Annotated in this window: 11 protein-coding genes and 1 tRNA gene; 6 read left to right on the top strand and 6 right to left on the bottom strand. The window is 59.9% G+C overall.

The genetic code is table 11. The annotated features are described in order from the left end of the window. Positions 1 to 6: 6 nt before the first annotated feature. Both DET50_RS07850 and DET50_RS07845 read right to left on the bottom strand, forming a co-directional pair. Complete coding sequence (locus tag DET50_RS07850) at positions 7 to 2,493, bottom strand: ABC transporter permease (RefSeq protein WP_113862308.1); 2,487 nt, start codon at positions 2,491 to 2,493, stop codon at positions 7 to 9. Next, positions 2,493 to 3,212 (bottom strand): ABC transporter ATP-binding protein, encoded by a 720-nt coding sequence (locus DET50_RS07845; protein WP_113862356.1) that lies wholly within the window; start codon positions 3,210 to 3,212, stop codon positions 2,493 to 2,495. The genes DET50_RS07850 and DET50_RS07845 overlap by 1 nt, the downstream gene beginning before the upstream one ends. A gap of 63 nt (positions 3,213 to 3,275) precedes the next feature. Between DET50_RS07845 and DET50_RS07840 the strand changes: the two genes are divergently transcribed. Continuing rightward, entirely contained in the window at positions 3,276 to 3,932 is a 657-nt protein-coding gene (locus DET50_RS07840) for an arylesterase (protein ID WP_113862307.1), read from the top strand. Here DET50_RS07840 and DET50_RS07835 read toward each other — a convergent pair. Continuing rightward, positions 3,927 to 4,835, bottom strand: a complete 909-nt coding sequence (locus tag DET50_RS07835; protein ID WP_258546076.1) for a YheT family hydrolase — start codon at positions 4,833 to 4,835, stop codon at positions 3,927 to 3,929. The genes DET50_RS07840 and DET50_RS07835 overlap by 6 nt on opposite strands. Positions 4,836 to 4,965: 130 nt before the next feature. Here DET50_RS07835 and DET50_RS07830 point away from each other — a divergent pair. Continuing rightward, a tRNA-Asn gene (locus DET50_RS07830) sits at positions 4,966 to 5,041 on the top strand. Between the two features lie 52 nt (positions 5,042 to 5,093). Here DET50_RS07830 and DET50_RS07825 read toward each other — a convergent pair. Further along, the gene (locus DET50_RS07825) at positions 5,094 to 6,383 is read right to left on the bottom strand and encodes a M18 family aminopeptidase (protein ID WP_113862305.1); all 1,290 of its coding nucleotides are present in this window, start codon (positions 6,381 to 6,383) and stop codon (positions 5,094 to 5,096) included. 116 nt (positions 6,384 to 6,499) lie between these two features. Here DET50_RS07825 and DET50_RS07820 point away from each other — a divergent pair, with 116 nt between their 5' ends. Next, positions 6,500 to 6,985: a hypothetical protein gene (locus DET50_RS07820; protein WP_113862304.1), complete on the top strand. Its 486-nt coding sequence runs from the start codon at positions 6,500 to 6,502 to the stop codon at positions 6,983 to 6,985. A gap of 239 nt (positions 6,986 to 7,224) precedes the next feature. Further along, positions 7,225 to 7,842, top strand: a complete 618-nt coding sequence (locus tag DET50_RS07815) for an outer membrane beta-barrel protein (RefSeq protein ID WP_113862303.1) — start codon at positions 7,225 to 7,227, stop codon at positions 7,840 to 7,842. Positions 7,843 to 7,857: 15 nt separating this feature from the next. On the opposite strand, the gene rlmKL is transcribed toward DET50_RS07815, so the two are convergent. Beyond that, positions 7,858 to 10,032 carry a bifunctional 23S rRNA (guanine(2069)-N(7))-methyltransferase RlmK/23S rRNA (guanine(2445)-N(2))-methyltransferase RlmL gene (gene rlmKL / locus DET50_RS07810; RefSeq protein WP_113862302.1) on the bottom strand — a complete coding sequence of 725 codons (2,175 nt, stop codon included), beginning with the start codon at positions 10,030 to 10,032 and terminating at the stop codon, positions 7,858 to 7,860. Between the two features lie 320 nt (positions 10,033 to 10,352). Between rlmKL and rmf the strand changes: the two genes are divergently transcribed. After that, on the top strand, positions 10,353 to 10,565 hold the full coding sequence (rmf, locus tag DET50_RS07805; protein ID WP_092002744.1) for a ribosome modulation factor: 213 nt from the start codon (positions 10,353 to 10,355) through the stop codon (positions 10,563 to 10,565). A gap of 161 nt (positions 10,566 to 10,726) precedes the next feature. Here rmf and DET50_RS07800 read toward each other — a convergent pair whose 3' ends face one another. Then, positions 10,727 to 11,755, bottom strand: a complete 1,029-nt coding sequence (locus tag DET50_RS07800) for a quinone-dependent dihydroorotate dehydrogenase (RefSeq protein WP_113862301.1) — start codon at positions 11,753 to 11,755, stop codon at positions 10,727 to 10,729. Between the two features lie 408 nt (positions 11,756 to 12,163). Here DET50_RS07800 and DET50_RS07795 point away from each other — a divergent pair, with 408 nt between their 5' ends. Continuing rightward, positions 12,164 to 13,324 (top strand): cation diffusion facilitator family transporter, encoded by a 1,161-nt coding sequence (locus tag DET50_RS07795; RefSeq protein ID WP_113862300.1) that lies wholly within the window; start codon positions 12,164 to 12,166, stop codon positions 13,322 to 13,324. The last annotated feature ends 6 nt before the right edge of the window (positions 13,325 to 13,330 follow it).

Genomic DNA, 13,330 nt, shown 5'->3' with positions numbered 1-13,330 from the left:
TCAGCCTTACTCGAGCCGACGCAGCAGCAGCATGGGCGAAACGCTCAGGACCGGCCGCAACTGCCAGCGCCCAAACAGGGACAGCACGACGGCACTGATGATCGGGATTGGAATGATGACCTGCCAATGCCAGTTGAAGCTGCCCTCGAACATACGGAACTGCAAGGCGTAAACCGCCGCCTCCGCGGCAACCACACCCAGCAGGCCGGCAAAACCACCCAGCACCGCAAACTCCAGCATGGTACTGCGCACCAGCAACGACTGCCGCCCGCCCAGGGTCCGGAGCAGCGCACCCTCGCGCTGACGGTCCTGAAGTGTGGCACTGACCACGGCAGCCATCACCACCAGCGCAGCGGCCAGGATCAGGGCCAGAATCGCCTCGATGGCCCGCGTCACCTGCTGCACAATCTCCTGTATCCGGCTGATGATATGGTCGATCTCCAGTACCGATACAGTGGGGAATTGCCGCGAGAAGGCATTCAGTGCCGTTTTCTTCTCCGGCGGGAGATAGAAGCTGGTAATCCAGGTGGCGGGCAATCCTTCCAGGCCCCCACCCGGAGGGAAGGCCATGTAAAAGTTCGGTTTCATGCTGTCCCACTGGACGGTACGAATGCTGGTCACGGGCTCGGTCACCTGCTGCGAGCCAATGGTAAAGGTCAGCTTATCCCCCAGCTGCAGCCCCAGCCGCGCGGCCAGTTCCGACTCGACCGAGACGCCAGTCTGCACACCATCGGCAAACCACTGGCCTTCGATGATTTCGTTGTTTTCCGGCGGCGACTCCATCCAGGTCAGATTGAGTTCGCGATTCAGGGCACCGATGCGCTCGTCCTTGCTCACGGCTTCTTTCACCGGTTGGCCATTCAACTCGGTAAGCCGTCCCCGAACCATGGGATATAGCTCCTCCAGCGGCTGCCCCCGTTCCTCCCAGAATCCGGCAACCTCATCGACGGTGTCCGGCGCGATGTTGATCAGGAAATGGTTGGGGGCATCCTCCGGTAACTGCGCCTGCCAGTCATTCAGCAACGAGGTGCGCACCAGCACCAGGGTGGCCGCCAGCATGAGGGTCATGGCGAAGACCGCAATCTGGGAAAGGCTGGCATTCCGGTGCCGGTACAACCCGACCAGAGCCAGACGCCACGCGTTACCGCCACCCCGAACCCGGCGCAACACCGTCACCATCGCCCATCCGAGCAGCCCCAGTGCCGCCAGCAGCAGAACCAGACCACCGAGGAGTGATACCACCAGGGCCAGCTCACCGGCGTAGAGCCAGACCAGCCCGAAGATGGCGACAATGGCCACCAGCATATCCGGCCAGGCCTCGCGGCCGCTCTCGCCGGGCTGACTGCGCAGCACCCGCATGGCCGGCACGTTCCGAAGCCGGCGAATGGGCGGATAGGCAAATGCGAACAGCGAAACCAGTGCGGTCAGCAGCGCAGGGGTAAGCGCAGCCGGGTCCAGGGAAATGTCCACTGGGCGCTCCAGCACATCACTGAGCATAGATGCCAGCAGCCAGAACAGTGGGAGCGCCACCAGCAGGCCGCCGACGATGCCGGTCACGCCCCACAGCAGCAATCTTCTGAGGTACAGCCGCCCGATACCGGCGCCATTGAGCCCCAGGGTTTTCAGCAGCGCCACCGTGTCCCGCTGGGACAACGCATACTGCCGACTGGCCACGGCGACCGCCACGGCGGCCAGCAGTACCGCCAGACTGCCACCGAGCAGCAGGAAGCGTTCGGCTCGCTGGAGTGACCGGGAGAAGGTCTCACCGTCCCGCACACCTTCCCATTCATGGCTGGGCTCCAGTTGCGGTTGCAGCCACTCGTAATAGCCTTCCAGGGCGGCTTCCTCACCGGCGAACAGATAGACGTATTCCACCCGGCTGCCTTCCTGAACCACGCCTGTGGCTCGCACATCGTCCTTGTGCATCATCACCCTCGGAGCGAGCGCAGACAGCCGGAAACCGCCGTCCGGCTCCCGGATCAGCAGGCCGGACACCGTAAGCTCCAGGTTGCCCACTTCCAGCGAGTCGCCTATCTGCAATTCCAGCAATCGCAGCAAGCGGGGATTGATCCAGACCTCTCCGGGTTTCGGACCGGACTGGACCAATGCCCGGGGGCTGTCCGGCCCGGACTGAATTTCAATCTCGCCCCGAAGCGGGTATTCATTGCTGACGGCCTTGACGGACACCAGCTGGAAGCCGCCGCCCCCGAATACCATGGTTGAGAATTCAACCATCTGACCGGTTTCAAGGCCCCGGGCATCGGCTTCCTGCAACCACGAATCCGGGATAGGCCGGCCATTTTCGGCTTCCAGCTGACGATCCGCCGCCAGGAAAGAGCTGGCAGAGGTTACCAGGGTCCGTTGCAGCTGGCTGGCAAACAGCGCAATGGTCGCCACCGTGGCAACGGCAATCACCAAAGCCGCCAGCACCACCCGCACATCCCGCTCGCGCCAGTCTCGGCGCACGGACATGAGTTTCTGTTCAGCAGCCATCAGGATACCGGCTCCCCGAGCTCGTTGGGCTCGGTCAGTTGTCCTGCCTCGATATGGAACTGGCGAGCGCACCGGGCCGCGAGGTGCTCATCGTGGGTGACCATCACCAGGGTGGTGCCCTGCTCCCGGTTGAGTGCCATCAGCAGGTCCGAGACCGCCTGGCCGGTGCGGTTGTCCAGGTTGCCAGTGGGTTCGTCCGCAAACAGTACGACGGGCTCGGAGGCAAAGGCCCGGGCGATCGCCACCCGCTGTTGCTCACCGCCGGACAACTGCCGCGGCGTGTGGGTCAGGCGTTCACCGAGCCCGACCCGCTCGAGCAATTCCCGGGCGCGCTTCTCCGGATCCTCGATGCCAGCCAGCTCCAGTGGCAGCATGACGTTTTCAAGAGCGGTCAGCGCCGGAAGCAGCTGGAAAGACTGGAACACGAAGCCGACCCGGCTGGCCCGCAGTTGCGCCCGCTCGTCCTCGCTCAACTGGCTGATGGTAGCACCGTCGAGTTCCACCGATCCCTCGGTTGGCGTGTCCAGCCCCGCGAGCAGGCCCAGCAGCGTGGTCTTCCCCGAGCCGGAGCGACCGACGATGGCTACTGATTCTCCACGATTGATTTCCAGGTTGACCCCCTGCAAGATCGTCAACGTATCGGTTTCCAGGCGCACCCGATGAGAGAGGTCTTTTACTCGCAACATCGGGGGCTGGCTTTCAGGTGTCGGTTTGGTCATCTGATTCACGGGCACTCCCGGCTCAATGGTTTAAAACGCTTTATCAAGGTAAACGAATTGTCTATGGATACGCTATTGCTGCACGCCAGATCAATCCTTCTGGTGCTGGCCACTACCCTGGCCGCTCCGGCACTGGCCAGTCAGAACACCATCCTGATCATGGGTGACAGCCTCAGTGCCGCCTATGGCGTGCCCTCCGAAACCGCCTGGGTCCAGCTGCTGCGCCAGCGCCTGGAACAAAACGGTCTGAGCCACTGGCAGGTGGTCAACGCCAGTATCAGTGGTGAAACCACCGATGGCGGCGCAAGACGACTGCCCGAGCTGATCGAGAAGCACGACCCCGAGGTCGTGGTCATCGAACTGGGAGGCAATGACGGGCTAAGGGGCTTTCCGCCGAACGTGATCGAGTCCAACCTGGCGTCCATGATCGAGGACACCCAGCAGTCCGGCGCAAAAGCACTGCTGGTGGGCATGCAGATGCCGCCCAACTACGGGCCCCGATACACGCGGATGTTTGCGGAGCTGTATCCGACACTCTCGGACCGTTACAACACCGAACTGGTTCCCTTCTTCCTGGATGGCATCTACAACCATGAGAACATGATGCAGGAGGACGGCATTCACCCGACCGAACAGGCCCAACCGAAACTCCTGGACAAGGTCTGGCCGGTACTTGAACCCATGCTGGAAGAAGCGCGTACAGCCGCTACCGGCTCATGACAGGTGGCTGAGGAAGCCCAGCGCCCGGCGTTCCGACCAATAAAATCCGTCCTGCGCGTGCTCGACAAAGCCGACATGCCCGCCCCACCGGGGTGCTTCGAGGCGCACATGGTCGCCCAACAGCTTTCGCGTCTCCGGAAAGCAATTTGGGGACAGGAACGGGTCATCCGTGGCATTGATCATCAGCGCAGGTACCCGGATATCCCGAAGACGCGGCAGGGCCGAACATTGTGCCCAGTAATCCTCGGCATTCCGGAACCCGTGCAGGGGTGCGGTATAGCGGTCATCGAACTCCCTGAATGTCCGGATCGACTCAAACCCTTCTGTATCAATAAGATCTGGAAACCTTCTCGATTTCTCCTGCATTTTCACGTGCAGGTCCTTCAAAAATCTCTGCATATAGATCCGGCGACTGGGACGTGCAAGCACCTCCGCGCTGCCGGCCAGGTCACAGGGCACCGAATAGGTCACGGCGCCACAGATCCGGCTGTCCACCATCTCACCCTGCTGCCCCAGGTACAGCAGCGTCAGGTTACCGCCCATGCTGAAGCCTGACAGGAACAGGGATTTGTAATCGCCGGCGAGAGCGTGATTGACCACGTGGGTCAGATCCCCGGTGGCACCACTGTGATAGAAACGGGGTTGAAGGTTCATCACACCGCCACAGGATCGGTAGTTCCAGGCCAGCACGTCCCAACCCTCAGCCAGCAGGGCCCGGGCCAGGCCAAGCACGTAGGGTCTGCGGCTATGCCCTTCCAAGCCATGGGAGATGACCGCCAGGCGATCACTGCCCTGACGGTACCAGTCCAGCTGCAGCTCGTCTTCATCCAGGGTGGGCAATACTTCGCGAACAGGCTCCTGCATCGGCACGGACCGAAACAGGGTTGGCCATACCGATTGCACGTGGCCGTTCCTCAGCCATACCGGTGGCCGGTACCGTAACGTCTTGCTTCCGTACAATTTTTAACCTTTCAATTCAGGGGGTTGACGACTCAAATCAAAGCGCTTAATATGCGCGCCACTTCGACATTGTTCCCCGATAGCTCAGTTGGTAGAGCAACGGACTGTTAATCCGTTTGTCGCTGGTTCGAGCCCAGCTCGGGGAGCCACTTATTCCGAAAGGCCGCTGATTTCCGATCAGCGGCCTTTTTCATTTCTATCCTAGAATACTTTCTCACGCTGCATGAACTCCGCCAGCACGCGGAACAGGGTGAAGCCATCCTCTGCTCCGATCAGCTCGCGGATCGAGTGCATACCAAACTGGGGCACACCGATATCCAGCGTGGTCACACCCAGGTTGCCGGCGGTCAGCGGGCCGATGGTGCTGCCGCAGCCCATATCACTGCGCACGACGAAGGTCTGGTGCGGCAGACTTAGCTCATCGCTGATATGACGATACAACGCCGCAGACCGGCTGTTGGTCGCATAGCGCTGGTTGTGGTTGACCTTGATCACCGGCCCCTGGTTCAGGATCGGGCCGTGATTCTCGTCGTGTCTGTCCAGGTAGTTCGGATGCACCCCGTGGGCATTATCCGCAGAGATCATCATGGAATGGGCAATGGCCCGGGCTTTGCCGGCGCCGCACCAGCGGTCCAGGACCGCGGTCAGGAATGGCCCCTGCGCGCCCTCTGCGGACATGCTGCCCACTTCCTCGTGGTCGTTGCAGACCAGCAGCGCCGCCTCGTCACCGGAGGTGTGGATCAGGGACTGCAGGCCGATGTAGCAGCTCAGCAGATTGTCCATCCGGGCGGAGGCGACAAACTCGTTCCGGAGCCCGACGAATTCCGCCTGCTGGGCATCGTAAAAGCTCAGCTCGTAACCCAGGACCTTGCGGGCCTTGATACCGCTTTCCGCAGCAACCTGCTGGCTCAGTAGATCCGCGAAACTGGTGGTGTCGTCCTCCGGCACCTGCATGAGTACCGGCGGTAGATCGGTCTGGGCGTTGATCGACCGGTTGCTGTTGGCCTCCCGGTCGAGGTGGATCGCCAGGCTCGGAATGAACGCGACCGGCTTGCGGAAATCCACCAGGACATCCTGCACCTCACCGGCTTCGTCCAACAGGGTGACGCGACCGGCCAGGGACAGGTCCCGGTCAAACCACGGGTTCAGCAACACGCCCCCGTAGACCTCGACGCCAAGCTGGAAATAACCCTTGCGGCGCAGTTCCGGGTTGGGTTTGACCTTCAGGCAGGGACTGTCCGTGTGGGCACCAACCATGCGGATACCGCTGGTGGAGACATCTTTGTTGCCGGTTCGGAAGGCCACGATAGAGGAGCCGTTACGAATGACGTAATATCCCCGGTTACGATCCAGTGACCAGTCATCGCGCTCGTCCAGCTGCTCGAATCCGGCGGCATCCAGCCGGCTTTTCATGGTCGACACCGCATGCCACGGAGTCGGTGAGCTGTTCAGAAATTCAATCAAATCTTTGTTAAATTCAACGTGTTCCATGATGTCCCTGATTGATTGATAATTGCGTTGTAACAGTATGGCATGAAGCGATAACAGCTCCTACAGGCCATAGTGACATTCCTTATATCCACCCATGCGGCGGAGCGGAGACGACCTTGTCCCTACCCAGATTTCTCGATATCGAATACTGCCAGACCGACGATGTCCTGTTCCCGACGGCGATTGCCTGGTCCCTCGGTGACGGTCAGATGAAAGCCGTGGTCATTGCCCCGGATGAGAGCTGGCTACCCGACGACGGCGATCCGGGTGATACCGATATCCGCTACCTGATGGAACAGGGGGTTCCGCTCATTGAGCTCGTCAGGGAGCTGCACGAAGACCTGCCCGACCAGACCGTGTACGTCGACGGCCTGGATCCCGACGAGATCCTGGTGGACCTAATCTTCAGTGCCGTGGGCCACGAGGCGCCTTTCGAGATTGCGCCGATCAGCGAACTGGTTACCGGCCTGGATCTGGAAAGCCTGGAGGATCGTCGCCATCAGCTGATGATCGAGGAGGGGCTGGAGCCGCAGTTGCCGGAGAACGGGGTGTATGCGTTGCTGCTGCTGGCGAGGGAAGAGGGCTACCTGGACGAAGACTGAGGCTCGGGGATGGGATCGTGAAGATGGGGTCAGATGAAAGCGTTCATCTGACCCCGGAGTTACACCTGACTCCGGAGCTGAAGCCGAAGCCGGGGTCTGAAGAAAACCTTCTTCTGACCCCTTTCTAGACCTCCCCTCTCCACACTGGGCACAGGGAACTGTGACACGAGTCGACGTAACAAACCGTTACACAGGGCAAAATCGGGCCAACCGCTCACCCGTCAGGAAGCCTGATAACAATGACAAAGGTTGTACCCACCGCCCTTCGATTCGCCCTGGCACCGATCTACCTCTTTGCCCTTCTGGCGTCGCAACAGGCCCTCGCCGAGGAAACCACCCCGAGGGCCGATAAGCACTACATTGGCCTGCTGGCTACCGCCATCAACCACCGCACCATCGGACCCGCCGCTGAGCGTGCCTGGGGCAGCGCCGCTACCCTGGTGGTGGGCGGCCACATCACCGACCTGTTCCATGCGGAGTTGCGCGCCGGGGGCGGCTACAAGGATGCCGAGGTCCCGGACAGCGACTTCACCCTGGCGGTGGATTATTTCGCCAGCTGGTACATCGGGATGCACTACCCCCTCGGCGAGTACGCCAATGTCTATGGCCAGTTCGGGTTTTCCTACATTCACGGCGAGGCCACCCTCGAGAACCCGGATGCCGACCGCAACGTTTTCTATCGCAGCTTTGGCGAGGAATTCCCGGACAGCGGCTTCAGCACCAGCTGGCTGGCCGGCTTCGATATCGAGGTGATGGATGACACCTTCCTGGTGTTCGAGGGTGGAAAGCTGTTCGAAGACACCGGCAGTGAAGTGAACAGCTTCCAGTTTTCGGGCGGCCTGAGATACGAGTTCTAGTTCTCAGGCGGTTTCTCAGACCTTGTGCCGGATATGCCAGCAGCGGTGAATCCTCGGATTACGCTGGAAATCCTTATCCAGGGTGCTGCGTGAGACTTCCTCCACCGCAAACTCCTCATTCAGCGCCTCATCAAGCCGGAACCGGCGGAAGTTGTTGGAAAAGATCAACAAGCCGTCCGAGGTCAGCCGTGCCATCGCCTGGCGGATCAACGTGGCGTGATCCCGCTGGATATCCAGCACCCCGGCCATGCGGGCGGAATTGGAGAACGTCGGCGGGTCCATGAAGATCAGGTCAAAGCGCTGGTCCGCCGCCGGCTTCTCCGCCAGCCACGCCAGGCAATCAGCCTGCTCCACCATATGTTTTTTCGGATCCGCATCGTTGAGCGCCAGGTTTTCCCGGGCCCAGTTCACGTAGGTCTTCGACATATCCAGGCTCAGGGAGCGGCTGGCACCCCCCACCAAAGCATGCACCGAAGCCGCGCCGGTGTAACAGAACAGGTTGAGGAAGCGTTTACCCCGGGCGTTCTGCTGGATCCAGTGCCGCACCGGGCGATGATCGAGGAACAGGCCGGTGTCGAGGTAATCCTTGAGGTTCACCCGCAACAGACAGCCATGTTCGTGTACGGTGAAGAACTCGCCGCTGGCGGCCTGCTTCTCGTACTGCTGGGTACCGGCCTGACGCTGGCGCTGTTTGCACACCAGGTCCGAGCGCTCGATTCCCAGCACGTCCGGAATCACCGCCAGGGCTTCGGCCAGCCTCTCCTGGGCGGCCCGCTCGTCCACAGACTTGGGTGCAGCATACTCCTGCACATGCACCCGGCCCTCGTAGATATCGATCGCCAGGGCATATTCCGGCATATCGGCATCGTACAGCCGGTAGCAACCGATACCCTGTTTCCGGGCCCACTGGCCGATGGTTTTCATGTTCTTTTTCAGGCGATTGCGCAGCATCGCCGCGCGCTCTTCGTTGGCGATGCGCGGACGGATCTCCCCGGGAACGTCCGGCTCCCTGGGAGTCATGGCGTTCTCCTCGGCCACCTCGAACAGCAGCAACTGGGCCGGGAGCTTGCCATTGAACAGTTTGTACTGCTTGAAGCTGCGCAGCCCCACGGACTTGCCGAACTCCGGCGCGCCGGTGAAGACCCCAAGGCGCCAGCCAGGGACAGACTGTTTCATGGCATCACCGAGAGCTTGATACAATCCAGCCAGTTCCTTGCGTTCGCTCAGTCGCTCGCCGTACGGAGGGTTGGTCAGCACCAGGCCACGCTCCGACCACTGCCCCTCCAGACTGAATTCCTGCACCGGCCGGGCTTCCACATGCACCACACCGTCAAGGCCCGCACGCTCGATGTTCTTCCAGGCTGTGGCGATAACCCGGGAATCCTGGTCAAATCCGGAAAATCTGGGGAGCCTGCCCTGCTTGCCCTCATGGGCCCGGCGTTCCGCTTCCTGCCGGAGAGCAAGCCAAATCTCAGGCTGATGGCCCGGCCACTTCTCGAAACCGAATCGCTCCTGCCGACGCCCGGGAGCGATATCCAGGGCCATCATCGCAGCTTCAATCAGCAGCGTCCCGGAGCCGCACATGGGGTCCACAAAATCACCGCCCTGCCCGGCAATCTCCGGCCAGCCGGACCGAATCAACAGCGCTGCTGCCAGGTTCTCCTTCAGCGGAGCTATGCCCTTGTCGGTACGGTAGCCGCGCATGTGCAGGCTGTGACCGCTGAGATCCACGCCAATGGAAAGCCGGTTGCGATTGAGGCGGGCAGAAATCGTCACGTCGGGATTCTTGGCATCCACCGCCGGCCGAGCCGCACCCTTGGCGCGGAAACCATCGACAATGCCGTCCTTGACCCGCTGGGCGCCGAACTGGGTGTTGCGGATCGCCTGGTTCTGGCCGAGGAAAGTTACCCGGAAGCAGCCCTTCTCAGGAATGTGCTGTGTCCAGTCCACACCGAGCACGCCTTCGTACATGGCGTCCCCGTTACCCGCATCCACCTCGGCGATGTTGAGGATCACGCGGTTGGCCAGGCGCGACCACAGGCAGGCCCGGTATCCCGCCTGCAGCTCCCCTTCAACCCACACCCCGGCCGGCGCGTTACGAACCGTCTCCAGGCCGAAGGTCCGAAGCTCATCCCCCAGCAGGTACTCAACACCTTTCGGGCAGGTTACGAAAAAGACACATTTAGACAAAGCGAGCTCCTGGGCAAAATAACAATCCGGGTAAGTTTCCGTTTTTCGCAGTAATTCCAATTTTGCTGCGTAATTTTTAGTTCATAAAAATATAAGAAAACGGTCACATAGATGAAATAATTAGTGTACACGCGCTCAAGGTTCGTTCTACCTTGTACTTGACGCGTCGTTCCGGAGGTCTGAAAAGCCTCCGTTAACAGGATCCTGACTGCTCTGGTCAAAGCTGGCAATAGGGGGTTGTCCCGGAGGGAAACCCGAATTGCCACGACCACTGCAGATGTGTACACGCTTGTTCTGTTAATCCATTAGTGAGGAACGGCATGAAAAGACAGAAAAGAGACATGTACGCCCGTGCATATAAAAGGGGTTATCTCGCCGGAGTGTCCGGAAAGCCGAAAGACAGCTGCCCGATCGAACAACCGGAAGTGCGACAGGAATGGCTGAACGGGTGGCGCGAAGGTCGCACAGATAACTGGGAGGGCATGACCGGCGTCTCCGGTATTCACAAACTTGCCAATGTCACATCAGCGTGACGGACATTCACCAGCAACCCCGAATCTTGATCTGATCTTTTTCTACACAATTTGACGCAGTACCAAGAGCAACCCAAACGGGGCCTCCCGCCCCGTACCATGCGAAGAAGCGCAACGGGGTTTATTCCCCGCACGGGCCCGCTAAGCGGGCCCATCTTTTTTCAGCCTCCTGACGTTTCCCGCCGAATGGCCTCCACCGCCTCTTTTATCAACGCCGGCCCCTTGTAGATGAAGCCCGTGTAGATCTGCACCAGTTTTGCACCCGCCCTCACCTTCTCTGCGGCACTCTCGCCGTCGGTAATGCCACCCACGCCGATAATAGGTAATCGTTCCCCGAGTTCTGCATACAGCCCCTGGATAACTCTCAGGGAGGCCTCACGGACCGGGTCACCACTGAGGCCGCCCGCCTCATCTGCGTGACGGTGGCCGGCCACGGCATCACGGCTGATGGTGGTGTTGGTGGCGATAACGCCGTCAAGGCCAGTGTCCAGCAGCGCATTGGCCACAAACCGGATGCCGGTGTCGTCCATGTCCGGCGCAATCTTTACCGCAATGGGAACGTACTTTCCGGTTTCTTGTTCACACCGGCGCTGCTCGTCCTTGATCGCCTCCAGCAGACCTTTCAACGAATCCCCGAACTGCAGATCCCGAAGCCCCGGAGTATTGGGCGACGACACGTTCACCGTGATGTAATCGGCCCGGGAGTATACCGCCGCAATGCCCTTGCGATAGTCTGACTCCGACTCCTCGTTCGGAGTGTCCTTGTTCTTGCCGACATTGATCCCGAGAATGCCCCGGTAATGCCTGTGATCCACCCGGTGGAGCAGGTGTTCCAGACCCTCATTGTTGAAACCCATGCGGTTGATGATCGCCTGGTGCTCGGGGAGGCGAAACATACGGGGCCTGGGGTTACCCGGTTGCGCTCGCGGTGTGACCGTTCCCACCTCGATGAATCCAAAGCCCAGGGCGCCGAGGGCGTCCAGATGATCAGCATTCTTGTCCAGGCCCGCCGCCAGTCCCACGGGATTGGGGAAGTCCAGCCCCATAACATTGACCGGCAATGCATCTATTTTTGGCGAAAAAGCGCTCAACAAGCCCAGTTTTTGGGCAACATCAAGACTGCCCAGCGCCAAATTGTGGGCTTGCTCGGGTGGAAAACGGAATAACAGGTTGCGGATAACGCCGTACATCAGATAACTCCCTGAATGTCAGTGGGCGGGAGTATACCGGAAGTTTTCCACAGCATCCCGCTTGCCTGAGCAATCGCTCGTAACTGCTTGTCTCATTAACATCTCGTGAGCTTTTCCACGGAATCTGTGGATAACCCTGTTGAAAATCACGGGGCAAACTTTCAGACCCCTTGATAACTGCGCCAGCCTACAAATTGATCATTTTTTAACCAGTTTATTTTGTTATGTTTTTCAATAACTTATAATACTCAAAGCTCCCGCGGCTACACATAGTCAAGGTTCTTTGCATCGTCACCAAAATGCAACCATGTGCATAAATGGCACGATCAGGCGTGTAACGCCCGTCCCCACAGGAGCGGGGTTTAACGTTATACTTTCCGGGACACTCAACTGCCGGAGCCATTCCGAATGCAAGACCCCGTTTCCACGACGTCCAGTACCCAGGATGCCCTGAACAAGGAAATGAGGGCGGCCTCGAAGGTCACCATAATCGGAATGATTCTTGATGCCGTCCTCGGTGTCATAAAAGTCATCGGTGGTACACTTTTCAACTCCCAGGCCCTGTTTGTGGACGGCATCCACTCCTTTACCGATGTCGCTTCTGACTTCGTGGTACTGGCGGTAATGCGTGTATCCCGGCAGGAACCGGACGAGAATCACCCTTACGGCCACCAGCGTATCGAAACCTTCGGCACTTTACTGCTCGGCAGCATTCTTATCGCTGTCGGCGCGGCCCTGGCGTGGGAAAACCTGTTGCGGCTCTTTGCCGGTGGAATCAGCGACGTGCCGGGCTGGCCAGTCCTGGTGGCAGCCGGACTTTCCGTTGCTGGCAAGGAGTGGATTTATCACTATACCCGCCGGGTAGGCCAGGCGATCCGGTCGGACCTGATCATTGCCAACGCCTGGCACAGTCGCACCGATGCCTTCTCGTCGGTTGTGGTCCTGCTCTCCACCGTGGGTGCCATGATGGGCTGGGAGTGGCTGGATGTGCTGGCTGCGGTGGTCATCGCGCTGATCATCATCCACATCGGCTGGAAATTCACCTGGGACAGCGTTAAGGAACTGGTGGACACCGGGCTTTCCCAGGAGGATACGCAAAAACTGAAGGCCATCGCCCACGAGACGGACGGCGTGCGCAATGTCCATGAACTGCGCAGCCGCCGCATGGGGCACGACATCCTGCTGGATGTTCACCTGGTAGTGCGACCGGATATCAGCGTTTCAGAGGGCCACCAGATCGGCATGCAGGTGGTGTCCGGCATGCGGCAGGAACTCGACAACATCCGCGATATCAATTTCCATATCGACGCAGAGAACGATGAGGAGCAAGCGCCGACCTCAGAGCGCCTGCCTTCTCGAAAGGAAATTCGCCAGATGCTGTATGAAACCATGGGGGAACTCCCGACCCACAGCAGGCTCCGACTCCACTACCTTAAAAACAAGGTACACCTGGAACTCTTCTTCGATGCCCCGGACAAGTCCGGCGACATCACCAACGAGCAGGTCCGCCAGGCTCTGGAGCACTACCCATGGTTCGGCAGCGTGAGGATCTGGCTGGGCGAGCCGTAACAGCCG

This window comes from Marinobacter pelagius, assembly GCF_003315345.1.
Taxonomy (GTDB): Bacteria; Pseudomonadota; Gammaproteobacteria; order Pseudomonadales; family Oleiphilaceae; genus Marinobacter; species Marinobacter pelagius_A.
This window is presented reverse-complemented; position numbering and strand designations above follow the sequence as displayed.

Excerpts from the sequence above, each read along its gene's own strand:
- DET50_RS07850 (WP_113862308.1), bottom strand. The coding sequence starts at position 2,493 with ATGGCTGCTGAACAGAAACTCATGTCCGTGCGCCGAGACTGGCGCGAG.
- DET50_RS07845 (WP_113862356.1), bottom strand. The coding sequence starts at position 3,212 with ATGACCAAACCGACACCTGAAAGCCAGCCCCCGATGTTGCGAGTAAAA.
- DET50_RS07840 (WP_113862307.1), top strand. The coding sequence starts at position 3,276 with ATGGATACGCTATTGCTGCACGCCAGATCAATCCTTCTGGTGCTGGCC.
- DET50_RS07825 (WP_113862305.1), bottom strand. The coding sequence starts at position 6,383 with ATGGAACACGTTGAATTTAACAAAGATTTGATTGAATTTCTGAACAGC.
- DET50_RS07815 (WP_113862303.1), top strand. The coding sequence starts at position 7,225 with ATGACAAAGGTTGTACCCACCGCCCTTCGATTCGCCCTGGCACCGATC.
- rmf (WP_092002744.1), top strand. The coding sequence starts at position 10,353 with ATGAAAAGACAGAAAAGAGACATGTACGCCCGTGCATATAAAAGGGGT.
- DET50_RS07800 (WP_113862301.1), bottom strand. The coding sequence starts at position 11,755 with ATGTACGGCGTTATCCGCAACCTGTTATTCCGTTTTCCACCCGAGCAA.
- DET50_RS07795 (WP_113862300.1), top strand. The coding sequence starts at position 12,164 with ATGCAAGACCCCGTTTCCACGACGTCCAGTACCCAGGATGCCCTGAAC.